General features: G+C 61.2%; 28 protein-coding genes. 11 read left to right on the forward strand and 17 right to left on the reverse strand.

All coding sequences use genetic code 11. The features are described from left to right. The first annotated feature begins 214 nt into the window (after nt 1-214). Both arfB and V8J81_RS17955 read left to right on the forward strand, forming a co-directional pair. Nucleotides 215-634: an alternative ribosome rescue aminoacyl-tRNA hydrolase ArfB gene (gene arfB, locus V8J81_RS17950; protein WP_368477115.1), complete on the forward strand. Its 420-nt coding sequence runs from the start codon at nt 215-217 to the stop codon at nt 632-634. A gap of 791 nt (nt 635-1,425) precedes the next feature. Continuing rightward, a complete protein-coding gene (locus V8J81_RS17955; RefSeq protein WP_368477116.1) occupies nt 1,426-2,232 on the forward strand; it encodes a hypothetical protein in 807 nt (268 codons plus the stop codon). A 35-nt stretch (nt 2,233-2,267) separates the two neighbouring features. On the opposite strand, the gene pncB is transcribed toward V8J81_RS17955, so the two are convergent. Next, a complete protein-coding gene (gene pncB / locus V8J81_RS17960) occupies nt 2,268-3,560 on the reverse strand; it encodes a nicotinate phosphoribosyltransferase (protein ID WP_368477117.1) in 1,293 nt (430 codons plus the stop codon). Between the two features lie 255 nt (nt 3,561-3,815). Here pncB and V8J81_RS17965 point away from each other — a divergent pair, with 255 nt between their 5' ends. From V8J81_RS17965 to V8J81_RS17975, 3 genes are all read left to right on the forward strand, one after another. Further along, nucleotides 3,816-4,247 (forward strand): universal stress protein, encoded by a 432-nt coding sequence (locus V8J81_RS17965; RefSeq protein ID WP_368477118.1) that lies wholly within the window; start codon nt 3,816-3,818, stop codon nt 4,245-4,247. Nucleotides 4,248-4,259: 12 nt separating this feature from the next. Beyond that, nucleotides 4,260-5,816, forward strand: a complete 1,557-nt coding sequence (locus V8J81_RS17970) for an alanine/glycine:cation symporter family protein (protein ID WP_368477119.1) — start codon at nt 4,260-4,262, stop codon at nt 5,814-5,816. Between the two features lie 164 nt (nt 5,817-5,980). Beyond that, nucleotides 5,981-7,147, forward strand: coding sequence for a hypothetical protein (locus tag V8J81_RS17975; protein ID WP_368477120.1), 1,167 nt, complete (start codon nt 5,981-5,983; stop codon nt 7,145-7,147). 45 nt (nt 7,148-7,192) lie between these two features. Here V8J81_RS17975 and V8J81_RS17980 read toward each other — a convergent pair whose 3' ends face one another. Continuing rightward, a complete protein-coding gene (locus V8J81_RS17980; RefSeq protein WP_368477121.1) occupies nt 7,193-7,555 on the reverse strand; it encodes an SPW repeat domain-containing protein in 363 nt (120 codons plus the stop codon). Nucleotides 7,556-7,578: 23 nt separating this feature from the next. Further along, nucleotides 7,579-7,977: a DM13 domain-containing protein gene (locus V8J81_RS17985; protein ID WP_368477122.1), complete on the reverse strand. Its 399-nt coding sequence runs from the start codon at nt 7,975-7,977 to the stop codon at nt 7,579-7,581. Between the two features lie 176 nt (nt 7,978-8,153). On the opposite strand from V8J81_RS17985, the gene V8J81_RS17990 reads away from it, so the two are divergent. After that, a complete protein-coding gene (locus V8J81_RS17990; protein WP_368477123.1) occupies nt 8,154-8,735 on the forward strand; it encodes a TetR/AcrR family transcriptional regulator in 582 nt (193 codons plus the stop codon). On the opposite strand, the gene arsH is transcribed toward V8J81_RS17990, so the two are convergent. Then, nucleotides 8,732-9,448 (reverse strand): arsenical resistance protein ArsH, encoded by a 717-nt coding sequence (gene arsH, locus V8J81_RS17995; RefSeq protein ID WP_368477124.1) that lies wholly within the window; start codon nt 9,446-9,448, stop codon nt 8,732-8,734. The two genes, V8J81_RS17990 and arsH, sit on opposite strands and share 4 nt — an antisense overlap. A gap of 48 nt (nt 9,449-9,496) precedes the next feature. Continuing rightward, nucleotides 9,497-10,123 carry a DUF2238 domain-containing protein gene (locus V8J81_RS18000; protein WP_368477125.1) on the reverse strand — a complete coding sequence of 209 codons (627 nt, stop codon included), beginning with the start codon at nt 10,121-10,123 and terminating at the stop codon, nt 9,497-9,499. A gap of 110 nt (nt 10,124-10,233) precedes the next feature. On the opposite strand from V8J81_RS18000, the gene V8J81_RS18005 reads away from it, so the two are divergent. After that, complete coding sequence (locus V8J81_RS18005; RefSeq protein WP_368477126.1) at nt 10,234-11,322, forward strand: THUMP domain-containing class I SAM-dependent RNA methyltransferase; 1,089 nt, start codon at nt 10,234-10,236, stop codon at nt 11,320-11,322. Here the strand turns inward: V8J81_RS18005 and V8J81_RS18010 are convergent. The 6 genes from V8J81_RS18010 to pncA form a co-directional block, all read right to left on the reverse strand. Then, nucleotides 11,319-11,891, reverse strand: coding sequence for a DUF2585 family protein (locus V8J81_RS18010; protein WP_368477127.1), 573 nt, complete (start codon nt 11,889-11,891; stop codon nt 11,319-11,321). The genes V8J81_RS18005 and V8J81_RS18010 overlap by 4 nt on opposite strands. 87 nt (nt 11,892-11,978) lie before the next feature. Next, the gene (locus tag V8J81_RS18015) at nt 11,979-12,350 is read right to left on the reverse strand and encodes a hypothetical protein (RefSeq protein ID WP_368477128.1); all 372 of its coding nucleotides are present in this window, start codon (nt 12,348-12,350) and stop codon (nt 11,979-11,981) included. A 109-nt stretch (nt 12,351-12,459) separates the two neighbouring features. Continuing rightward, the gene (locus V8J81_RS18020; RefSeq protein WP_368477129.1) at nt 12,460-12,915 is read right to left on the reverse strand and encodes a hypothetical protein; all 456 of its coding nucleotides are present in this window, start codon (nt 12,913-12,915) and stop codon (nt 12,460-12,462) included. Between the two features lie 83 nt (nt 12,916-12,998). Further along, the gene (locus tag V8J81_RS18025) at nt 12,999-14,111 is read right to left on the reverse strand and encodes a serine/threonine protein kinase (RefSeq protein WP_368477130.1); all 1,113 of its coding nucleotides are present in this window, start codon (nt 14,109-14,111) and stop codon (nt 12,999-13,001) included. Between the two features lie 88 nt (nt 14,112-14,199). Continuing rightward, a complete protein-coding gene (aqpZ, locus tag V8J81_RS18030) occupies nt 14,200-14,883 on the reverse strand; it encodes an aquaporin Z (RefSeq protein WP_368477131.1) in 684 nt (227 codons plus the stop codon). Nucleotides 14,884-14,979: 96 nt separating this feature from the next. Then, the gene (gene pncA, locus V8J81_RS18035) at nt 14,980-15,576 is read right to left on the reverse strand and encodes a bifunctional nicotinamidase/pyrazinamidase (protein WP_368477132.1); all 597 of its coding nucleotides are present in this window, start codon (nt 15,574-15,576) and stop codon (nt 14,980-14,982) included. 98 nt (nt 15,577-15,674) lie between these two features. Between pncA and V8J81_RS18040 the strand changes: the two genes are divergently transcribed. From V8J81_RS18040 to trhO, 4 genes are all read left to right on the forward strand, one after another. Further along, nucleotides 15,675-15,923 carry a hypothetical protein gene (locus V8J81_RS18040; RefSeq protein WP_368477133.1) on the forward strand — a complete coding sequence of 83 codons (249 nt, stop codon included), beginning with the start codon at nt 15,675-15,677 and terminating at the stop codon, nt 15,921-15,923. Further along, a complete protein-coding gene (locus tag V8J81_RS18045; RefSeq protein ID WP_368477134.1) occupies nt 15,920-16,291 on the forward strand; it encodes a hypothetical protein in 372 nt (123 codons plus the stop codon). Before V8J81_RS18040 ends, V8J81_RS18045 begins: the two co-directional genes overlap by 4 nt. Nucleotides 16,292-16,388: 97 nt before the next feature. Further along, nucleotides 16,389-16,853 (forward strand): hypothetical protein, encoded by a 465-nt coding sequence (locus V8J81_RS18050; protein WP_368477135.1) that lies wholly within the window; start codon nt 16,389-16,391, stop codon nt 16,851-16,853. A 10-nt stretch (nt 16,854-16,863) separates the two neighbouring features. Continuing rightward, nucleotides 16,864-17,763, forward strand: coding sequence for an oxygen-dependent tRNA uridine(34) hydroxylase TrhO (gene trhO / locus V8J81_RS18055; protein WP_368477136.1), 900 nt, complete (start codon nt 16,864-16,866; stop codon nt 17,761-17,763). Between the two features lie 48 nt (nt 17,764-17,811). Here the strand turns inward: trhO and V8J81_RS18060 are convergent, their stop codons facing one another. From V8J81_RS18060 to V8J81_RS18085, 6 genes are all read right to left on the reverse strand, one after another. Further along, the gene (locus tag V8J81_RS18060) at nt 17,812-19,092 is read right to left on the reverse strand and encodes a Hint domain-containing protein (protein WP_368477137.1); all 1,281 of its coding nucleotides are present in this window, start codon (nt 19,090-19,092) and stop codon (nt 17,812-17,814) included. Between the two features lie 176 nt (nt 19,093-19,268). Then, nucleotides 19,269-20,429: an MFS transporter gene (locus V8J81_RS18065; RefSeq protein ID WP_368477138.1), complete on the reverse strand. Its 1,161-nt coding sequence runs from the start codon at nt 20,427-20,429 to the stop codon at nt 19,269-19,271. 312 nt (nt 20,430-20,741) lie between these two features. After that, a complete protein-coding gene (locus V8J81_RS18070) occupies nt 20,742-21,107 on the reverse strand; it encodes a hypothetical protein (RefSeq protein WP_368477139.1) in 366 nt (121 codons plus the stop codon). Nucleotides 21,108-21,185: 78 nt separating this feature from the next. Next, nucleotides 21,186-21,584, reverse strand: coding sequence for a curli-like amyloid fiber formation chaperone CsgH (gene csgH, locus V8J81_RS18075; protein ID WP_368477140.1), 399 nt, complete (start codon nt 21,582-21,584; stop codon nt 21,186-21,188). A 98-nt stretch (nt 21,585-21,682) separates the two neighbouring features. Next, nucleotides 21,683-22,117, reverse strand: coding sequence for a hypothetical protein (locus tag V8J81_RS18080; protein ID WP_368477141.1), 435 nt, complete (start codon nt 22,115-22,117; stop codon nt 21,683-21,685). A 428-nt stretch (nt 22,118-22,545) separates the two neighbouring features. After that, nucleotides 22,546-23,202, reverse strand: a complete 657-nt coding sequence (locus V8J81_RS18085; protein ID WP_368477142.1) for a DUF2461 domain-containing protein — start codon at nt 23,200-23,202, stop codon at nt 22,546-22,548. Nucleotides 23,203-23,211 lie beyond the last annotated feature (9 nt).

Below are 23,211 nucleotides of genomic sequence, written 5' to 3' on the forward strand. Positions count from 1 at the left end.
AGAAGTGTGACGGGACAACTTGGGAGGCGCGCCTCTAGGGCAAACCCTTGGGCGCAGCGCCCATCCCAAGGTGGTATATCCTAACCGATCCCACCTCCTGAACTTTCGAAAGGGTCGCCCACGGGCGGCCCTTTTTCGTGCCAAATTCGGGGGAAAGCAGCGTAAAGAAGCCGTAGTGAACCTGTAGTTCTTTTGTAGTTACATCGGAGCCGACATGCCCCTGCGCATATCCGACAGCATCGAGATCGAGGATTGGGAGATCACGGAGCAGTTCGTGCGCGCCTCGGGGCCGGGGGGGCAGAATGTGAACAAGGTGTCCTCCGCCGTGGAGCTGCGGTTCGAGGCGGAGCGGTCGCCGGCGTTGTCGGGGGCGGTGAAGGCGCGGCTACGGCGGATCGCGGGGCGGCGGTGGACGAAGGACGGGGCGCTGGTGCTTCAGGTCTCGGAGGAGCGGTCACAGGCGCGAAACCGCGAGATCGCGCGGGAGCGGTTGGCGGAGCTGATCCGGCGGGCGCTGGTGGTGCCGAAAAAACGGCGGCCGACGCGGCCCACACGGGGGTCGGTGGAGCGGCGGCTGAAGGCGAAGAAGGTGCGCGGCGAGGTAAAGGGGCTGCGGGGCCGGGTGGAGGAATGAGGCGGCTGCTCACGCGTGAGCAGTGGGGGTTAAGGGATTGGTTTTGTTGGGGAAGTGGGATCTTTTTGAGGTTTGGTTAACCGTGTTTTGAATGGGCTTGGGTGAAACACAGGCAGTTGGATATGTGGAAGTAGGGTGCGTGAAACACACTGGCGTGCGGCAGAATTTGTGGGAGTAGTGGGTTGCATCCGCCCTACGTTTGCTGCGGAGCGTGAAGCGTAGGGCGCGGTGGCAGTGGTGTTCTTTAGGGGCGACTTGGCGACTTTGACGGTGACTCAGGGGGGGTCGCCGTGGATGAAAGTGGAAAGCCCTTGAGAGGAAGGGTAATGGCTTCAATTTTTCTTGCGAATTCAACTAGCTATTCAAAATGTGAATTCTGTTGCTTGTTTTGTCAGTCTTACCCGTGAATGATCGTTCTATGGTTTTCAAAAACGAGACGATAACTAATGACTATCACCCGCCTAACGTTAGTAAAATCACTAGCGATATTCTTTATCGCCAGCTCCTCGAACGCGCAATCGGTAGACGACCAATGCAGCTTCATTCTAGAACTTTCGCGCCAATCGACTAGCGCTCTCACGGACGAGACTCTTAGGGCCGCAGAACTCCGTGATAGTTGTGATATCGGTTATAATCTCTTTATGGAGGAAAGCAGTTCCAGCTCTGGCGGTTCAATTGAGATCTTTGGTCAAGGGCGTGGCGGTGGTGGTGCATCGGACCTTAGCATGGTGACCGAAGAGTCTTACCGCGAGACTTGCGAGCTCCTTGAGAGGACCAATTTTCGTACTGCAATGTCAGAGACCATCAGAGATGAAGTCTCTCCTCTTGCATTCGCAGTCTTGAGTCAATGTATCGGCGAAGTCGCAAACTCTATCGGCCAATCAGCCTTCATTTTTCCCAACAATACCCTGGATGGAGAGTATATTGTTCGGCTTGAACAGAACTCAAATATTCGCCCCATCGTTATTGAGCAAATCACACCCGGTGACGTTTGCACTATAGATAGTGAACAAATTGTAACTCCGAGTAGTCATCCTTTATCAAGAATTGACCTGGAGTGTGTAAATGAAAATCCGGGCGACCTTCGGATAGCAATTAATCTGTCAGTGGGAAGTATCCCGGTGATAGCGCTCCCAGGAGAACGCCCGTCGCAGAACATGAGAATTTCGGTGGAGTCCTTCTATTCTGATGCTGACCTGCGGAGTTGGGTTCTGCAAGAAATTCAATTGTTTGATCGTGAAGGGTCCGTAATACCGTTTGAGATTACAAGCGTGTCTAGTTGTTTCGAAAACTGCACAGTCCGAGGTGGCGACCAGTTAAGCGATGGAAGTGTTGCTGCAAATAATTTTTGGGCACCTGATTACTCAGTAGATTCTGAGGGAGCTTGGATAGAGTTGGAACACGCTGAAGCCGTCATTGAGAGGGTAAGGGTAGTTCAATGGTCCGATGCGGGATGTATGGCCAACTGCCAAGACCCAGATTCGTCGACCGTCCGGGCGAATGCAAGACACCTCCTCTTCGAATTGAACGGAGGGGCCGAGCGAATTGCTGTGCGGTTGTTGGATCAGGGCGATCAGACAGTGGTCTTACGAAACTGAACAGTGGGTGTTGTCTGGTTGTGGTGTGGCGATAGCTAAACCACCACCTCCACCCGTTCCTGCTCGCCCACGCCGAACACCCGCTTATAGCGCTCGATCTCGGCGTCCGGCCCCATAGCTTTCTCGGGGTTGTCGCTCAATTTGACCGTCGCCTTCCCGTTCGCCGATATAGCCTTGCAGACCAAGCTGAACGGAGCCAGCGCGTCGTCTTCCACCAAGCCCCGGAAGTCATTCGTCAGGAGCGTGCCCCAACCGAAGCTCACCCGGACGCGGCCTGCGAATTGTTTGTGGAGGGTCTCGATCTTGTCGACGTCCAGCCCGTCGGAGAAGATCACCAGTTTCTCGCGGGGGTCTTCGCCGCGGCTTTTCCACCAGTTGATGGCGATCTCGGCGCCGGTGGCGGGGTCGCCGCTGTCGATGCGGATGCCGGTCCAGCCGGCGAGCCAGTCGGGGGCGTCTCTCAAGAAGCCATTGGTGCCGTAGGTGTCGGGCAGGATGATGCGGAGGTTGCCGTCGTGTTCCTCGTGCCAATCGGAGAGCACGTCATAGGGGGCGGCGGCGAGGGCCGTGTCGTCCTCGGCCAGGGCGGCGTAGACCATGGGGAGTTCGTGGGCGTTGGTGCCGATGGCCTCCAGATCGCGGTTCTTGGCGATGAGGCAGTTGGACGTGCCAGCGAAGCTGTCGCCGAGGCCTTCGCGCATGGCCTGCACGGCCCAATCCTGCCAGAGGAAGGAATGCCGCCGCCTTGTGCCGAAATCTGCGATGCGCAGGTCGGGGGTCTGTTGCAGGCGTTCGATCTTTTCCCAGAGCTTGGTCATGGCGCGGGCATAGAGGACTTGGAGTTCGAACTTGCCCATGCGGTTGAGGACGGCGCGGCCGCGGAGTTCCATGAGGACGGAGAGGGCGGGGATTTCCCAGAGCATGACCTCGGGCCAGGCGCCCTCAAAGGTGAGTTCGTATTGATCGCCCACGCGTTCCAGGTGGTAGGGGGGCAATTGCAGGGCTTCGAACCAGTCCATGAATTCGGGCGAGAACATCTGCCGTTGGCCGTAGAAGGTGTTGCCGCGCATCCAGGTGCTTTCGCCGCGGGTGAGGCGGAGGGTGCGGATGTGGTCGAGTTGTTCGCGCAGTTCGCCTTCGTCGATGAGGTCGGCCAGCGGGATGGATTTGGTGCGGTTGATGAGGGAGAAGGTGACCTGCGTGTCGGGTTTGTTGCGGAAGACCGACTGGCACATCAGGAGTTTGTAGAAATCGGTGTCGATCAGGGACCGGACGATCGGGTCGATCTTCCATTTGTGGTTCCAGACACGGGTGGCGATGTCGACCATGCTTGGGCTCTCCGATGTTGCAGGAGCGGTTAGAGCAAGGTCAGCGGGGGGAGGCAAGCGGCCTGTTTTGGGCGTTGCGGGGGTGCGTTTGGCCGAAATTCGCCGGTTTTTCGGTGTTTCTGCCTCTTTTTTCGTTTTCACGACAAACTAATGGATCGGTTTCGGCGCCGTGGTTAGCGTAAAGGAATGTGACGCAGGGGAATGCCTCACGCGGGCCCGGCCTGGTGTCACGTCAACGGCACAAGGGACAGCATCATGAAATTAGTCATCGGACTGGATGGCCAAAGCTCGGGGGAGAAAGCCCTCGACTTTGCCAAGAGTATCGCCAAGGCCAGTGAGGCCTGCGAGTTGATCGTGGTTTACGTGATCGAATGGTCACCGTTCTCGTTCCAGACGGCGGAAGAGAATGAGCAGCGGCACAAGCGGCGTGAGGAAGAGATCGCGATTGCGATGGAGCGGGTGGTGGAGCCTGCGGTCGCGTCGTTGAAGGCGGCTGGGCATGAGGCACGGGCCATCGTGCGGCACGGGGATGTGGCCGATACGATTGACGCGATTGCCCATGACGAGGGTGCCACGCAGATCGTGGTCGCCCGGTCCAGCGCCGGGGGTTTCTCGTCACGCATCTTCGGAAGCTCAACCGCCAATCTGGTCATGAACGCGCGCGTTCCTGTCACCGTCGTCGCATAAGGATCCGGGCACATGAAAAAGCTATCTACACTTCTATTTGCGTGGGTCGCCTATCTGGCCGTTTCCATGCCCGCCTTCGCGCAAGAGGCTGCGGCCACGCTCGACGAGCAGGTGAACGCGGCATTTGCCAGTGCGACGGGTTGGTTCGTGAATTTCATCTTCATGTCGATCCCGGGCACGAATTTTCCGTGGATTGTGATGTGGCTGGTGATCGGTGCGACGGTGTTCACGATCTACTTCGCTGCCGTGCAGTTCCGGTTCTTCGGCCATGCCATTGCGCTGGTGAAGGGCGACTATTCCGACCCCAACGATGCGGGTGAGGTGAGCCACTTTCAGGCGCTGGCCACAGCCCTTTCGGGCACGGTCGGCCTTGGTAACATCGCGGGCGTCGCGGTGGCCGTAGGCATTGGCGGGCCCGGGGCGACGTTCTGGATGATCCTTGCGGGTCTTCTGGGGATGGCGTCGAAGTTCACCGAGTGCACCTTGGGCGTGAAATACCGCAATGAATACCCGGACGGGACCGTTTCGGGTGGTCCGATGTACTACATCTCGAAAGGCTTCAACGAGCTGGGCTTGCCGGGGGGTAAGATCCTGGCCGTTCTGTTCTCGATCTTCTGTATTCTGGGTGCGCTGGGCGGGGGCAACATGTTCCAGGCCAATCAGGCGCATGTGCAGATCACGCAGATCACCGGCGAATTCCCTGGCTGGATCACCGGCCTTGTTTTTGCGGCGGTGGTGTTCGCGGTCATCGTGGGTGGTATCAAATCCATCGCGCGCGTGACCGAGAAGATCGTGCCGTTCATGGGCATCCTTTATGTCGGTGCGGCCATCGTGGTTCTGATCGTGAACATCGACATGATCGGCTGGGCCTTTGGCCAGATCTTTGCGGGTGCCTTCACGGGCCTCGGCGTTGCGGGCGGCTTTGTCGGCGCACTGATCCAGGGCTTCAAGCGCGCGGCGTTCTCGAACGAGGCGGGCGTGGGCTCGGCGGCGATTGCACACTCGGCGGTGAAAACCAAAGAGCCGATCACCGAAGGGTTCGTTTCGCTTCTGGAGCCGCTGATCGATACGGTTGTGATCTGCACGATGACGGCCTTGGTCATCATCATCTCGCAGCAGCTGATCATCGACGCTGAGACCGGCAACTACATGCTGAACGAAGCAGGCTCGGCCATTGCAACCGTGGACGGCAACGGCGGTGTCGCGCTGACATCCGCAGCGTTTGGGTCGGCCATTGGCTGGTTCCCGTTCGTGCTGGCGATTGCGGTGATCCTGTTCGCGTTCTCGACCATGATCTCCTGGTCCTACTACGGGTTGAAGGCGTGGACGTACCTGTTTGGCGAAGGGAAGACGACGGAGCTGATCTTCAAGCTGATCTTCTGTGTGTTCATCGTGATTGGTGCGGCGGCCAGCCTTGGGCCGGTCATCGACTTCTCGGACGCGGCGATCTTTGCGATGGCTGTGGTCAACATCTTCTGCCTCTACTTCCTGATGAAGGTCGTGAAGCAGGAGCTGGCCTCTTACAGCGCGCGTCTGCGGTCGGGTGAGATCAAGAAGTTCACGCACTGAGCAGAGCGGATGTGACATTGGGAGAGGCCGTGGGGAAACCTGCGGCCTCTCCTTTTGTGCTGAGCGCGGAAAAATGATCTTTAACATGGGGATATTGCCCCAAAGACCGGGCGTTCGTGCAAGGGTAGGCAGGACGCACGCTTTGCAGTTGAAGGACCCTTTCCATGCGCCCCACTTATCTGATTGCCCTCTTTTCCCTGACCACCACTGCGGCCTTTGGGCAGACGGCGATTGATCGCTGCACGGGATTGCTGGATGCGGAGTTGATCGACCGATCCTCCGTCAGTGAGACGCGACAGACGATCATGAATGAGTTTGCCAGTTTCTGTTCGCAGGAAGGATCGCTGAGTGAGGCGTTTGAGGGGACGAGTTTCGGATTTCAGGGCGCGATGCAGCGGGGGCGGAACTCGGGGTCGGCGGGCCTGAGCTTTGACAGTACCAGCGGCGAGACGGAGGCTTGGTTTCGCAATGTCTGCGATCAGGGGTCGAGCGCGTTTTCGGATTTCCTGCAGACGGACAGTTTCATCACGTCCGGCGCGGGGGTGACGCAGCAATACAATGAATGCGTCGCCACTTTGGTGAGTGCGGGTCAGACCTTCCTGACCGGCGAATTGAGCGAGACCGGCGTGCTGGAACGCTTCACGGTGCAGTTCCGGTATGAAGCGGGAAGCTCCGGCCCGCGCACGGTGGAGCTTTCTGGCATGTCGGGCGATCCGATTGCCTGCTTTGGCGATGCGACGGATACGGACCCGATCAGCCGGGAGAATACCATCGAGTTCAGCGGCGAGAGGTCGATCACCTGCGAATTGCCCGAGGGGCAGAGTGCGGCGGGCGGAACGTTCCGCTTCACCTCTCCCAACGGGCCAAGCCGCGAGGTGCCTTATTCCTATGTCGCCCGCGATCTGGTGGCCGAGATGGAAGCGCAGATCGCCGCTGATTATGCCGCGCGGGTTGAGGCGGCGGTGCCTGCGGGCCAAGTTTCGATGTTCGCGCTGGAGGCGTGCCCGGCGGGGTGGCGCTTGCATGAGGGGCTGGCCGGTGGCCGGGTGGCCGTGGGCGCAAGTGAGGGCATTGGTGCGGAGGTCGGTGCGGATACTGTTGAGATCCCGCGCGAGGCCCTGCCGCGCCAGCCGCTGCGCCTTCCCACGGGGAGCACCCCGGGAGACCCCGGGACCTATGGCACGTCCAGAAATCCCAATGCGATTGCGGTAACGGGACAACAGGGCAATTACGGGTCTGCTGTGCGGTTGACCGACTATTTGGGTTTGGGGGAACCGCTTGAGCTTCCAACCCCGCCCGGTATCGCGCTGCTGCCCTGCGTGCGGCAGTAGGGGTTTGGGACGGGCCAGCCTTTGCCAGCCCGTCCTGTAAGGCATTCAGGCCGCGACGGTCGCGTCGTCGGGCTTGTGCAGGGCGACGACGGCCAGAACGGTCGCGCCAAGAACCCAGTAATAGGCGGCCTCGATCCCGGTGAACCCGAAGATGAAGGGGGCCGAGACGAAGACCAGACCCACGGCGCCGTCAACAGCGAGGTGCAGTTTGTAAGGCAACACGCGGAGCAGGCCGAATTGGTGATCGGTCAGCAGGGTCAGAAGGAAGGCCGCCGCGCCCGTGGTGACGGAGAGGTAGAGGGCGACGGGGTTGATGGAGCCGATGCCAAGAATGAAGGGCATGATGATGAGGCCAAGTGCGACAGGATAGTCGAGATAGGCGTGCAGGGATTTGGTGATAAAGCGCATGGGTTTGATCCTTTGCGTTTGGATTACGTGTTCGACAGCGCGGCGACGCCGAGGGGGACGGAGAATTCGTCACACCAGATGAACACTTCGGTGAAATCGGTCACATCGAGGCCCGCCGGTACCGGGTAGGCTTGCAGGCCGTTGATCGACGTCAGTTCCCCCAAATCGGAGGCGGCGACATATTCGCCGTTGATGCCGAAGCCGACACTGGGATCGGGTGCGCCGTCGAGGCTGAAATCAGCGTTCAGGATCACGACGGAGCCGCCGCCAGAGGTTTCCACAATGGTGACGCCACCGGTGGTGATGTGATCGCTGAGGCCCGTGAATGTACCGGACGCAGCGATGGTGTCGGCGGAGGCGGCGGTGGCGAAAGTGGCAGCGGCGATGCCGAGCGCGAAGCCTGCGAAGATGAGTTGTTTCATGGGTTGGTCTTTCTGTTTGAGGTTAAGCGAGGTGCTTGTTTCGTGTTGCGGGCCGGGCGGTGACTCGCTCGGTGTAGGAGAATGAGTAATATTAGGAACCGAACGGTACAAAACACAAAAGAGTGATTGTGGACCGACCGGTTCCATATTATGTGCGGGCGTTGAAGGAGACAGAGATGGCGCGCCCCAGAGAGTTTGATGAACAGCAGGCCACCGAAGCCGCGATGAACGTGTTCTGGGAACACGGCTATGACGGCGCGTCGATTGCCTTGCTGCTGGACGGCATGGGGATGACGAAGGGCAGCCTCTATAAGGCGTTCAACGACAAGAGATCCCTCTTCCTGACGGCCATGGCCCGCTACGAGGCCGCGCAGGTCGCCCCGGCGATTGCGGTGTTGCAGGACGACACGGAGCCAGACGGCCGCAAGCGCATCGCGCGGGTGTTCGAGAGCGTCGCACAGGCGGTGCGCAATGGGGACAGGCGCGGGTGCCTGTTGTGCTCAGCCGCGGCGGGGCCATCGTTTGATGATCCTGAGATCGCAGAGGTCGTGGACGGGCTGCTGGACGATCTGCGGCTGGCTTTCGAAGTGGCGCTGGGCAGCGTCATGGCACCGGAGCAGAGCGAGGCGATGGCGCGCGTGTTGCAGACGCAATATGTCGGACTGCGTATTCTGGCCCGCGCTCAGGTGCCCGCAGATGATCTGGATCGAAGCGCGCGTGCGGTGTTGGCCGTGTTGGGGGACGGCAGCGGGGCTTAATCCGCCTTCGGCGTGTTCACCCGCTTGCTGAGTTTGGCGTGGCTTTCCACCCGCTCGCTATACCGATCCAGAAGGTAGTCCCGGTTGGAGCGGGTGAGGTGGGTGAATTTCACCAGCTCTTCCATCACGTCGACGACGCGGTTGTAGAGCGGTGAAGGCTTCATCCGCCCGTCCTTGAACTGATCCCACGCCATCGGCACGGAGCTTTGGTTCGGGATGGTTACAAGGCGCATCCAGCGGCCCAGGATGCGCAGTTGGTTGACGGTGTTGAAGCTTTGGCTGCCACCGTTGACTTGCAGCACGGCCAGCGTTTTGCCCTGCGTCGGGCGCACGCCGCCCATCGACAGCGGAATCCAGTCGATCTGGCTTTTCATGATGCCGGTCATCGCCCCGTGTCGTTCGGGAGAGACCCAGACGAAGCCGTCGCACCATTCTGCGTTTTCGCGCAGCTCGACCACTTTGGGGTGATCCATGGGCGCGCCGTCTGGTTGCGGCAGGCCTTCGGGGTTGTAGATGCGCGTTTCTCCCCCGAGGCGGCGGAGCAGGCGGTCGCATTCCTGCGCCAGTGCGCGGGAATAGGACATGTCGCGGAGGGAGCCGTAGAGGATCAGGAACCGCGGCGGCGTGGCCGGGTCGTATTCGGGGAACAACTGGGCCGGATCGAGGGCGTTGAACTGCGCCTCGTCGAGGGCGGGGAAGGTATCGTCGGTCATGGCGGGACTTTTGCGAGGGCAGGGCTGGGATGCAACCGTCGAACGCGTCTATTTGGGCGGCTTGCGCGTGACAGCTTCGACCAATTGGGCGACCGCGCGGGAGAGGCGCCCATCAGTCCAGCCGCGCAGGTAGTAATAGCCCGCGGTTGCCCCGACGGCGGCACCGGCGGCGTCCACCATCAGGTCGCCCATCGTGTCGTGGAGGCCGGATTTCTGCATGTTGAGGCCGAAGAGTTGATCCATGCCGTATTCGAATATCTCCCAAATCGCGCCTATGGCCAGCGCGAAGGAAAAGGCGAAGAGGGCGCCAACTGCTGGGGACAGGGCAAGTTTATCGCCACGCACGAGGACGACGACCAGCACCGTGCCGACCATGCCGAAGCCCACGGCCGAGCCGGAATGCGCGGCGAGGTCCCACCACCAGAGCCGTTCGTAGAAGTCGAACGCCTCGCCCAGAAAGACGGTAGCCGTGATGAAGATCGTGACGGCGGCGATGAAGCCTGCGGGCAGGCGCACGCCCGTCCATCGGCTGCTGAGGATCGGGATCAGGGTGAGGGTCACGGTGATGAGCGCGATGAATACGAGGCTCCACTGGGCCTCGAACACACCCCAGAAGGCGACGAGGAGCAGGAGGCTCCAGACCGCGTAGGTGATGGGGTGTTGGCGTTCGATCATGTGATTTGCGCAGGTGTTTTATGGGTTCTGCATTAGGGTGCGCTGCGAGAGCGCTCTTGCCAAGGGCGGCATGAGGGCGTTGGTGGGGACGGAATGGGCGAGAGGACGGCATGAGCGGTTTGTTTTTGGTGGCGGTGCCGGGGCTGGAAGGCCCGCTGGAGGACGAGGCGCGGGGCTTGGGCTTTGACGGCGTGCGGCGTGTGGCTGGGGGCGTTGAGGTCGACGGCGGGCTGGCCGAGGCGGCGCGGGCGAATGTTGAGATGCGCTGCGCGGTGCGGGTGCTGGCGCGGGTAGCGGAATTCCGGGCGATGCATCTGGCGCAGTTGGACAAGCGCTCGAAGAAGGTCGCGTGGCGCGAATGGCTGCGGGACGATGTGCCGGTAAAGGTGGAAGCGACCTGCCGGAAGTCGAAGATCTACGTGAACAAGGCGGCGGTTCAGCGTGTCGAGGGCGGGCTGAAAGCGGCGGGGGTGCCGGTTTCGAAAGAGGCCGAGATCGTGGTGAAGGTGCGGATCAACGATGATCTGTGCACCATCAGCCTAGATATGACCGGAGAGGCGCTGCACCGGCGGGGGCACAAGGAATTCGTCGGCAAAGCCCCGTTGCGGGAGACGATGGCAGCGGGATTTCTGCGAGTGATGGGGTTTGACGGCACGCAGGCTGTGGTGGACCCGATGTGCGGGTCGGGGACGTTTGTGTTGGAGTCCGCGGAGATTGCGGCGGGGTTGATCCCGGGGCGTTCAAGGACATTTGCGTTTGAGCGGATGGCAGGCGGTGCAGATGCATATTTAAGGAACAAAGATGGACAGTGTGGCGCATCGCGGGGCACGCGGTTCTTTGGGTTTGATCGAAATGACGGGGCCATTCGTGGCGCGCGCGGGAATGCGGAGCGGGCGGGGGTTGCCGAACTTGTGGCGTTCGAGCGCGCGGCGATCAGTGATCTGGTTCCGCCGGAGGGTGTGGCGCCGGGCATCGTGATGGTGAACCCGCCCTATGGGGGGCGAATTGGGGATCGGAAATTGTTGTTCGGCCTTTATGGTGCGCTGGGCGGGGTTTTGGCCGAGAAGTTTGGCGGCTGGCGCGTGGGGATCGTGACGAGTGATGGCGGGTTGGCGAAGGCGACGGGGCTGACGTTGGAAGCCTTTGGGCCAGTGGACCATTCGGGGACGAAGGTGAACCTTTATCACGCGCAGCTTTAAGGGGCGTTGGGGTTGAGTTCCTGCTGCCAGCTGGCGATGGACTCGCTGGGGTAGACCAGTTGCAGGGTTGTGAGCGCGAGGCTGTCGCGGCCGATGAAGGCGGCGGTGAGTTCCAGAAGCGCCACAAGCGCGAGGGTCACGGGCACGCGCAGGCGCCATGCGGCGAAGAAGCCGCCCATCATCCAGACGTAATCCGCCACGGCGTTCAGGATGCTGTCGCCGGTATAGCCCTGGTTCACCGTGGTGGCGCGGAATTGGCCGAGGACCCAATCGGTATGCTCAATCACCTCCCACCCGATGCCGGTGATGATGGCGGTGGCGAAGAGCACGTTGAAGCCAAGGCGCGGGAAGGCGACGCGTCCGATCAGTGCGATCAAGACGCCGTGCAGGATGTGGCTGAGCGTGTACCAATCGGCGATGTGCTGGGAATTGCCGCTGTCCCAGATGGAACCGACCCAGAGGCGGACCTCCCCACAGGTGCAAATCCACGGTTGGCCCCAAAGGGCGAGGACAAGGGCGATGATTGGAAGGCCAGCGATGGCGGCGAGGGGGAGGGTCGTGCGGGTCACGAGTGGGACCTTCGTAAGGAATCTGCCTCTACAGCAAAGCCAGCGTTGACGTTGACGTAAAGGTTAGGTTTTCCTTACGCGCCTTTTTCAGGCGGAGGTCGCCCAAAGCAACCGCCACCAATGGGTGTCATCGACGAACAGGATGTCGAAAACGTTCCAATCCTCCTCAACGATGACGGCATGTTTGGGACGCTCAAAGGTTAGGTTCAGGGCTTCTTTGAGTTTGGGTAGGTACTCGATGGCCATGTGGTTTGTGGCGAGCGATTTGAGTTGTGGGTCTTGGGGCAGCGCTACGCCGTCGCACAGGTCGGCGCAGGCATGGCTGAGATCAAAGAAGGTGGCAAAGTCTTCCGCATTCTGGCGGGGGAGCCATGCCGCGCAATAGGTCGCCTCCCAACTCGGATGGTACCTGTAGGCCCAGTTGAGATCCCCCGCGGTTCCTGTCTTCAGGGACCACATTTCGCGCGTTCTATTCAGATCAGGTCGCGGCCCGAGTTCAGGGCTGCGCTTCACGGGGCGGTTTCGACGGGACTTCGGCAGTCTTGGGCTTCGGATCGACATGGGCGGCTCAGCTGACCGGCGTGGCGAGTGTGATGGTGCCGTATTGTTCGAAGGTGAAGCCAGGCAAGGGGCCAATATGGTAGACGCCCATGGCCGTATTGCTGTGGCCGTCGAGGTCGAGGGACATTGCGAAGGAGGTTGTGGTGCCGTCGTCAAAGCCCGAGCGGCTGTCGAGCGCGATCGTACCTTCAAAGGTGATGCATTCGTGACCCTCGGCGCAGGCGATGTAGCCATCGTCCGTGAGGGGTGGCCCGCCGGTTGCGACGACATCCCCGAACAGGTTCACGTGGTCGAAGGTGATCGCGAGTCCGTAAGTGCCATCGCCGTTGCGGATCAGGTCGAGGGTTAGAGCGGCGTGCGCACCGACGGTGACGTTGTGCGCGCCGCCGGTGTAGGTTTGGGTCTGTTGGGCGTGGACGAGCGCGGGAAGCAACAGGGCCAGGCAGTAAAGAACAACGCGCATGGAAAGCCTTCTTGGACAATGGATCATCTGAATTGCACAAAGCGTAGCAGAGGATCCATTGCCCGGTATAGGCGCGCGTTTGATTACTGCTGCGGGAAGTAATCCTCGCAAGTACCTTCGCGGTAGACGTCCGCCGTGCAGCAGTGGAGGCCGCCGCCGAAGGCGTAGGCGTCGCGGAGCTCGACCGGGACGACCTCCATACCGAGTTTGTCCATCTGCTCCATCTGGTAGACCTCGGACGCTTCGACGCAGACCGTTTTCGGGTCGAGGACGAGCACGTTCATGGACAGCCATGTGGAGGAATAGCAGAGCGGCGGGGGCGCGTTGTGCGCGGGCTGCGCGGCGTCGACGATTTCCCAATCGTTGTCGTTGAACATCTTGCGCTGATCCTCGGGCAGGCGGCGCTGCGGATTGTTGAGGATCAGGCCTGGGCGCAGCGGCGTGAAGGTCGCGTCGATGTGGATCGGGTACGGATCGCCGGGGAAGTTCACCGTGTGCACACGGTGATCGGGGAAGTGGCGGGCGAGCCATTCGATGCCCTTGAGGTTAGTCGTGAAGCCGTGCTGGACGACGAGGTCGCGGCCAAAGCGCAGGACGTCGGCGGCGTCGAACAGGGGCTCTTCCTCGGTTGTCACGAAGAACTTCTCAGCGGCCCATTGCAGGCGCTTTTCGACGCCGATTTTGTCCGACAGGTAGTCGGGGTGGTAATCGGCGTCAGTTAAGCGGGGCTTGGGTGCGGCCTCATGCCGGAAATTGGGGTCTTCATCCCAGTATTTCTGCATGAGTGGCCGGTAGTTGAGGTATTCGAACCAGCGGCACCGATAGGACATCGTCGCCTCAAGAATTTCTGAACCGACGGTCAGCAGCACGTCGCGGGGCGGCATGCAGCCGAACTGGCTGTCGGTGTGGAAATCGGGCGTGGTGACGGGCTTGGAATGGTCGATGCTGTCAGGGCGGTCGACGCGGATGCCGCGGGATTCGAGTTGCTTGGCGAAGTTGTCCAGTAACTCATTTGCGCGGTCGATGGTTTCCTGCGGTCGGCGGCCCCATTGGCCGCGCATGTCGCTGTCTTCGGGGACCTTGGCGTCAAGCGCGGGTTCCTCAGGCGGGATGTGACAATCATCGGCGCGGCCCACGATGACGTGGCGCAGCGGATCCCACTCGTTCCAGCTATTCACTACGGTTTTCGCGGTCATGGCACCCTCCCTGAGCCTGTATACAACTGGGCCGGTTTAGGGGGGATGTTGAGCGGGGGCAAGCACCTGGCCTGCCCCCGACATTGGATCAGGCATCGCTGTCGAGAAGGCCCGTGCGGAACAGGATGCCTGCCGCGACTGCACCGATGATGGGGGCCACGATGAAGAGCCAGAGTTGCGCGATGGCAGTGCCGCCAACGAACAGCGCGGGCCCGATGGAGCGGGCGGGGTTCACCGACACGCCGGTCACGTTGATGCCCACGAGGTGGATCACGACGAGCGCGAGGCCGATGGCGAGGCCGCCCCAAGCGGCGGGGGCGTTGGCGCCAGTTGCGCCAAGGATCACGACCATGAAGAGGAAGGTTGCGACGACCTCGAACACGAAGGCGGCGATCATGGTGTATTCGCCGAGATAGCCCGTGCCCCAGCCATTCTGGCCCAGGCCGTTTTCGGCCAGCGTGTAATCGGCGTTGCCCGAGGCGATCATCAGAAGCACGGCGGCACCTGCGATGGCCCCGGCGATCTGTGCGATCATGTAGGGGATGGCGTCGGCGATGCTCATCCGGCCAGCGGCGACCGCGCCGAGGGTCACGGCGGGGTTGATGTGGCAGCCCGAGACCGGACCGATGCCATAGGCCATGCCGATCAGTGCGAGGCCGAAGGCGAAGCTGATGCCCATCAGGCCAATGTCGCCGCCAGCCAGAACGGCGGCGCCGCAACCGAAGAGGACCAAAGTGAAGGTCCCGATGAATTCTGCGAGTGGTTTTTTCATGGCGTTTGTCCCTGTTTCCATTGCTTGCACCCGATAAGGAGTGTGCGGGCCGGGGAAACGGGGAAAAACAGGCGTTTTGGCGTCAGTTCGAGCGGGTTAGGCCAAAGTGACTCCGGCGTCTGCCATTCCTGCATGAGCCGCCTCCAGCGATCCATTAAAGTCGATGGCGCGGCAGAGATCCGTGCGGACAGTGACGGTAAAGCCAAGCTTCGCGGCATCGACGGCGGAGAAATTCACACAGAAATCGGTGGCGAGGCCAACCATGGTGAGGTCGGTGATGCCGCGTGTGCGCAGGTAGCCCTCCAGCCCGGTGGGCGTTTTGTGATCATTCTCGAAAAACGCGGAATAGCTGTCGATCGCGGGGTTGTAGCCTTTGCGGATGATCATGTCGGCGCGGTCTACAGTAAGATCCGGGTGGAACTGCGCCCCGATGGAGCCCTGAATGCAGTGGTCGGGCCAGAGCACCTGCGGGCCGTAGGGCATGTCGATCAGGTCCATGTCCTGCTTGCCGGGGTGGCTGGACGCGAAAGAGGAATGACCCGCCGGGTGCCAATCCTGCGTGAGGATGACGGCGTCGAACTCGGACATGAGGGCGTTGATGCCGGGGACGATCAAGTCGCCCTCGGGCACGGCCAGCGCGCCACCGGGGCAGAAATCATTTTGGACGTCGATGACGATGAGGGCTTGGGTCATGGGGTCACCTCCTGATGCTGCGGCGCAGCTTAGGCTGTGGGCCGCAGAGTGAAAGTGTTGTCTTGTTGTCATGACACGAATCAAGCTAACGTAGGACCATGAAAAAGATTGAGCGAATGCAGACGGGCCTGCGGCTGGAAAAGCGCATGGTGAAGGTGCTGAAGGGCACGGCGGAGTATCTGGACATTTCGATGAGCGAGCTGGTGGAGTGCATGGCGCTGCACGCTTTCGATGGGAAGCTGGTCTTCGGCGAGGTGACACGCGGGAAGATTGAGGCGCTGCGGGAGGTCTATGGGCTGGAGCTGAGTTCAGCGGATGCCCACGGGCTGGAGGAGGAGTTTCAGTGAAATATGACCACATGCTGGATACGATCCTGTCCGGTAAGGTGCCCTGCACCGGGTTCAGCCACGCGGACCATTTGGGAACCGCCCACGCGGCCTTGCGGCGGTGGGAGTTCTTCGAGGCGGCGCATCGGTATGCAGACGGAATCCGGGCCTCGGCCACGGCGGCGGGCGCGTCAGAGAAGTTCAACGCGACGTTGACACTGGCGTTTCTGTCGTTGGTGGCAGAACGGATGGGCGACGAGGATAGTGAGACGTTTGTCGCGGAGAACGCGGACCTGACAATGGAGGCTTTGCGGCGGGCCGGGTATGATGCGGCGCGGCTGGAGCACCCGAAGGCGCGGGCGGTGGGGTTGTTGCCGGTGTCGGCTTAGGGATTTTGCTCGGGGTGGAACTGGTGGGACGGTCGTATTGATGCCGCTTTGAGACGTTAGGCGTTTCCTTCGACTTGGTGAGAAGGGAGCAATGGGCATGGACGAAATCTCAATCCCCATGAAGATGCGACTTTGGCCGATGCTGCTGTGCCTGCTGTTTTTCGGGCCGGGGGCTTATTTCCTGTTCTTTGCGGTTCTTGAGGCCGAGCCGGGCGAACGGTCTGAACCCCTCATGGGATTTGTCATTTGCTGTCTGTTTGCCGTTGTCCCGCTATTCCTGATGGTTGCTGGGCGCCGCAATCCGCAGGCATTGGTTTTGGGTCGCGACGAGATCCGTTTGCCGCGCGGGATGTTTTCCAAGCGTGCGCCTCGTATCCGATATGACGAGATCAGATCGATGGATGAGATGAAGGTCTCGGGGCAGCGGTTCCTGGCCTTCGATGCCATAAGCGGGTCTTACACGATCAGCGCGATCATGCTGCCGCGTAACGTGCCACTTTCAGAGATCAAACAACAGATCACGCGCCGTGCGGCGATTGCGAGGGGCGTCGGCGTGCGATAACTCACGCGCCATGTTCACTGTCGCCGCCCTCTACCATTTCGCCAAGGTGCCGGACCCCTCCGCTGTGAAGGGGCCATTGGCGGAGGTTGCGTGTAAGGCGGGGGTGAAGGGCTCGCTGTTGATCGCGCCGGAGGGGATCAACGGAACGATTGCGGGGACGCGCGCGGGGATTGATGCGGTGTTGGCGCATATTCGGGCGCTGCCCGGGTTCAGTGGGTTGGAGTGGAAGGAGAGCCATGCGGAGGCGCCTCCGTTCAACAAGCTGAAGGTGCGGTTGAAGAAAGAGATCGTGACGATGGGGGCGCCGGGGTTGGACCCGGCCTCCGTAGGAACTCATGTGGACCCCGGCGATTGGAACGCGCTCATCAGCGCGCCGGATGTGGCGGTGATTGATACACGGAACGACTACGAGGTGGCGATCGGCACGTTCGAGGGGGCGGTGGACCCTGAGACGGCGAGCTTCCGCGACTTCCCGAAGTGGTGGGACGAGAACAAGGATCGGTTCGGGAACAAGCGGATTGCGATGTTCTGCACGGGCGGCATCCGGTGTGAGAAGTCGACGGCGTTTTTGAAGGCGCAGGGGGTTGAGGATGTTTTCCACCTTAAGGGTGGGATCCTGAAATACCTGGAAGAGGTGCCGGAGGAAGAGAGCCTGTGGCAGGGCGGATGCTTTGTGTTCGATGAGCGCGTGGCCGTGGGGCATGGGCTGGAAGAGACGGCGCATTTCCTGTGCCGGGCCTGCCGGCGGGCCTTGGTGCCTGCGGATCGGGCACGGGCGGAGTTCGAGGAAGGGGTGTCGTGCCACCATTGCTTGGGCGAGCATTCCGAGGCGGATCGGGAGCGGTTCCGGGAACGGCAGCGGCAGATCGAATTGGCGAAGGCGCGGGGGGAGACGCATCTGGGGGGATGACGGGAGACGCTCGCTTGGCAGCGTCGCCCCTCCCACCATCCCGTGCGGTCAGGCGTAGTCGTAGTCCCGTAATGCCGCCATCTCGAACGGGCGCAATTCCCGGTGTGAGAGTTCGCGCGCCGGATGGGCCGGGTCGGCAAGCTCGGGAAACAGCTCCAGCAATTCATCGTAGAGCGCCTTGTCGCGTGCCATCTGATAGTCGCCGATGAAGAGGCTTTCGCACGGCGTGCCTTCTGCGAAGATGATCTGGTGGCGGTCGAACATCAGGTGGAAGTAGGTCACCAGCGGGCGCGGAGAGCGGCGGATCTTGCCGCCGTCGCACAGGTGCATGGCGGCGCAGAGCACGGCATTGGTGTCGAACAGCATCTCGCACGTGGGGTCTTGCAGCAGCATCCGGTGGCGAGGTGAGACGTAGAGCGGACGGTCGTTGCCAAGCGCGCCGGGGGCGAAGCGGATTGGGGCGAGGGGGCCATCGCCGCGGACCGTTTTGTGGCCGATCCAGCGTAGGGTTTGCGCGCCGTCCAGCATGGTGAGCACACGGTCGCCGGGGTTGAGGTGTTCGACGGCCACAGGGCCACGATCCGTTGCGACCTGCGTGCCGGCTGCGAGGCAAATGACGGAGATGTTCTCGGTCGGGATGTTGAGGTAAGTGAATTGCCGCGTGCTGCCGTCTGGTAGAGTGACCGTGACCTGACCGCCCGTGGGCGAGAAGGGTGAGATGGTCGCGCCTTCGGGGATGATCATGGAGTTCACGCCCGACCCACCCTGCACGAAGGTAGTGTTGACGGAGGTGACGATCAGGTCGTCCCCGCCCCCGCCATCGAGATTGCCGGAGCCGTCTTCGCCGAACAGAGTATCGGCCCCCGCCCCACCTGACAGATTGTTGTTGCCTTGTCCCCCGCGCAGGATGTCGTCGCCCTCACCACCTGCGATGTTGTTGTTGCCGACGCCGCCGATCAGCGTGTCGTTGCCACCGCCGCCATCGACCTGGCCGCCATCGGCGCCATCATCCGTGAAGGTGTCGTCGCCCGCGCCACCGACATAGCCGAAGCTGTCGAGGCCGACGGAGCCGCCGATGGTGTTGTCGGCATCGTTGCCCCGGAAGGCCACGAAGTTGCTGAAGGAGCCGCCTGCGAGATCAGCATCAGTGAAGGTGGTGGAGGTGTTCGTGGTGGTGTCGATGAAGGTGATCGACGCGCCGTCCATGATGATCTGAACCGTATCCGGGACGGCGACGGCATTGATCGTGCTTTCTGCGGTCACATCCTGCGCCGACCAGAAGGACGGATCGAAGATGTTACCGGCATTCAACGTCAAGAAAACAGGCATGGTCACATTACCCCTGTGTCATGCCCCCACCGATACTAAGGTTAGGGGGCTGCCATCTTGGGGAAATATGCCGGGATTGTTGCATATACGAGTCCGGCAAGGGATTGCCGATATCGCGCATGCGCGGCGGCAATTTGCCGAAATCGGTTAACAAGCCTTTGGCAAATCGGCTTAAATTATGGGCGACGTGCGTGGCGAATGCCAATGAGCAGCGTGGGAATCGCCAGTGCCGCAACACCGGACGCGATCAGAAGGACCGTGCGGAAATCCGTCAGTTGCGCGATGAGGCCTACGGCGGGGGCGGCCAGAAGCCCGCTGATCATCAGAGTGTTCCAATAGATCGCCGTGGCCTGCGCCGGGCGGTCTTGGGCGAAGCTTTGGATGTAGCTGATCCCGAGGCTCGCGAAGAGGCCGTAATAGAGCCCTTCGAGCGCGGAGCCGAGGGCCATCTGCGGAAGTGACTTGACGGACGAGAGGACGAGGATCGCCGCCACGGCAAGGCAGGTGCAGACCATCAGTGGAGCACGCAGGCCGAAGCGCGCAATCAGGAAAGACGAGCTGAAGATCGCGATGACCTCGACGAAGGTCTTCACGCTGAAGGCCGCACCGGGGGCGAAGTCTGGTAAGCCGACCTCTTGCACGAAGAACAGAGGCAGGGCTGAGAAGGTCAGGCCGTGGGCGATGGAGAGGCAGAAGATGAAGGCGGCCGCCAACCAAAGATCGGAAGGGGCGGAGATGAGGTCGGCCGGTGGTTTGGGTGGTGCGGGGGCAGTGATGTCGCGCGGCAAGCCGATGCGCCAGACGACAGCCCAAAGGACGGCAAGGCCACAGGCGAGTTGGAAAACGATGTGCGGGCCGTAGACGCCGGACAGCGAGAAGCTGACTGCTGGGCCGATCATCCAAGCGGTCGAGGTGGTGGCGCGCATCCACGCGTTGAACTTGGTGCGGGGGATGCCGGCGCGTTCTGCCATGTGGCCGCCGGTGGCGAACATGGCGGAGATGGAGGTGGCGCTGAGTCCGTAGCCGAGGACACCGAGCGTCAGCATAACGGGCAGCGTGGGCGAGAGTGCCATGGAGAGGCTGGCCAAAGCGTAGCCCGCAACGGCGATGCCAATGATGGGGAACACCTGAGCGCCGCCGTCGATGCGCCGCGCGAAGATGCGGTTGAGCACGACCGTTAGCGACACGGCAAGGCCGCCATAGACGCTGAGCATCCAGGGCGGTTGGCCAAGGCCGTCGACCATGAAGAAGGGCATGAACGGAACAATGGCGGAATTGCCGAGCGTGCTGGTGAACAGCAGCAAAAGGAAGGGGGTCAGACGGCGCGCGGGGCTCATGCGGTATGAGTGCGGTTTGCACCGAGCCTGCGCAATGAAAAAGCCCCCGACCGCGAGGGCCGGGGGGAGTTTGGGACACGTCTGAGGGACAGAGTCTTCCCCAGGAAGATCGAAAACCGGGGGAAGGAGGGAAGAGAGCGCCGGGGGAGGAGAGAGGGAGGGGAGGAGGACTTGGCGCTCTCTATTCTTGAAACTTTGGGGTCCGGACGCCCAACCTGCAGGGGAAACGGGGGCTAGGGTCGATTGGGCGTCCGGGGTTCCGGCCCGCTGGGGCCGAACTGGGGGTTGGTTTGCGAGGGAAAACCGCTCGCTTTACCAGCCGAAGGTGAAGACCAGGTCACCGTCGCCGCCGTTTTGGGCGATGGCACCGTTGGTGTTGTTGCCGAACTGGAAGAGACCGCCGGCGTTGCCCGTGCCGCCCTGAACAAGGGCGCCATTGTGGCCGTTGCCTTCCTGATGGACGACACCGATGTTGCCCTGGGCTGCGTTGGTCAGAACCTCGGCCGGGTCACCACCATTGGCGAGCTGGTAGCCGATGAGACCCAGCGCGATCAGGTCACGCTCTTCCTGGGTCTGGGCCGAGATGCCGAAGCTGATCTGGCCTTGGGCCGCAGCGGGGAGGGCTGCAACGGCGGTCGTAGCGGCGAGCGTGGCGGCGATAATGACTTTCTTAAACATGGTAGTGTTTCCTTTTGAAAATGTGGTGTTTGAAAAAATGAAGGGGTTTGAAAAAGGGTTGGGGTTAGAGGTTTGGTTTTAGAGGTCGGCGGGGCAGCGATATTCACGCCCGTCGATGGTGAGGGTCAATTCCGCATCAAGGCTGGAGGCCGAACCGGAGGTCATCATGCGACCGAGGGTTACAGTCTCTCCTGCGCGGGCCGAGAAGGGGCCACCCTGGTTGAGGCGTGTGCCGGGGCCTTCGACGCGCAGGCTGTAGATGCCCGAGACGGCCTCGGATGCCTGAACGACGGGAGCCAGCGTGAGCATGGAGCCCTGTGCTTCGGCGGTGATTACGCAAGCGATCGGAGCAGCGGCTTGGGCATGGGCTTCGCGGGTCAGGTCGGCGGGTTCAGCCGAAATCGCGGTGCAGCCGAGGACGGCCGAGCTGATCGCGGCGAGGCCGAGTGCGGCGCGGGATTTCGAAAACTTGGTCATTGGCCTGTCCTTTCAAAAAATCTGTTTGGTCTTGGAATGAGGGTCCGGGGGCGGGGATGAAGGGGAGAAGGGGATCCCGCCCCCGGAGGTGTCCGGGCTTAGTTGCCCTGGATGATCAGAGCCGTGGACCCGGTGCCCGACTGGGTCACGACGCCGGTGTTGCCCACGCCAGTCTGGATCACAGCGCCGGTGTTGAAGTTGCCGTTCTGGACGACTTCACCGTAGTTCAGGGCACCGGACTGCTGGACTGCGCCACCGTTGAAGTTGCCGTTCTGGCCGACAACGCCGGTGTTCAGTGCGCCATCTTGGCCGATGATCACGGTGTTGAAGTCACCGTTCGACACGCCAGCGCCAGTGTTGGCCCAACCGGTCTGGTCGATCTGCGTGAAGTTGCAGTTGCCGAACTGCTGTACGCCAGCGGAGTGATCCCAGCCGAACTGGTTAGCAGCGGCGAAGTTGCAGGCAGATGCGGCACCGGCGGAAACGATCAGTGCGGTTGCGACGGCAGCGGTTTTGATGAGTGCGAATTTCATGTGTCTAAGTCCTTAAATAAAGTTTTGGTTCAGGTGTGTGTTTCAGGTTCAGGTGTTATTGGCCCGGTGGGGTGTGTGCCCCGTTGAGCCGATGACCAGAACTTGGCCCCCAACCGCCCCGTCAGACAATTTCAGCGAAAAGAAAGGTCATAACAGGGGTGTGTTATCGGATGTCATTGAAATAAGTATCTGAAATTAAATAATAAAAATGAGATCGAGACTTGCGTGACGCTACGTCCAAAAATGCGTCGATAGCACTCTGACAGGGTGATGAAATGGCGATGTTATTGGGTGTCAGAGCGCGGGGTAAGGTTTCCCCGCATTTTTTGAGCACAGCATGTAAGGGGAAAGATTCGGATAAAGTGACGCTTAAGGTAAGGCTAGCCTTACCTTAGATGGATGATTCGAATCGCAGTGGGTCTTGGGGTTTATCCTGGGAAGGTCTCGTTGAGAATCTTCCAAGTGGGCAGAAGGGGCGGAAGCATCGCGTTGAGTGTCTTCAATAGCCCCGAGGTTTGCCAACCATCGGCCAAATCAGTGCTGAGCGCGAACGCCTTTCGCTTGAGCAGGTCCGCATGGGGATGGTCCTGGTCGAACGGTTTGGGCACGCGCTTGAGTGGATCGGGGCCCCAATCGGAGAGGGACGCGCCAGACCCTTCCATGGCGTCCGTCAAATCGTCGCCCCGCCGGTCGACCATGTTGCGGTAGGCAGTGAGGCTATCTTTCTCCAGATGCATGACGCCCATGCCGAGGAGCAGGTAGTCGGGGGAGGCACCGAAGAACCATGATGCCGTTGGGGCCTGCGACGGCTGCGACCAGAGCAGGTGCAGGTGGGTGTTGTAGGGCGTCTTGTCTTTGGAGAAGCGCACATCACGGTGGATGCGGAACACCTTGGGCTTGTGCGCTTTGCCAGTGTGCTTAGCGAGGTCTTCTGCGAAGAGATCGGCGAGGAGTTCAGCGGGCTTCTTGATCTCCGCGTTGTAGGTGGCCTTGTGAGCCTCGTAGAATTCCTTGGTGTTGTTAGCGCGCAGGTCGGTGAAGAACCCGTTGGCGCGGATGATCATCTCGGCGAAACCGTCGGACATGGGGGCCTC

The sequence above is a fragment of the Gymnodinialimonas sp. 202GB13-11 genome (assembly GCF_040932485.1).
Taxonomy (GTDB): Bacteria; Pseudomonadota; Alphaproteobacteria; order Rhodobacterales; family Rhodobacteraceae; genus Gymnodinialimonas; species Gymnodinialimonas hymeniacidonis.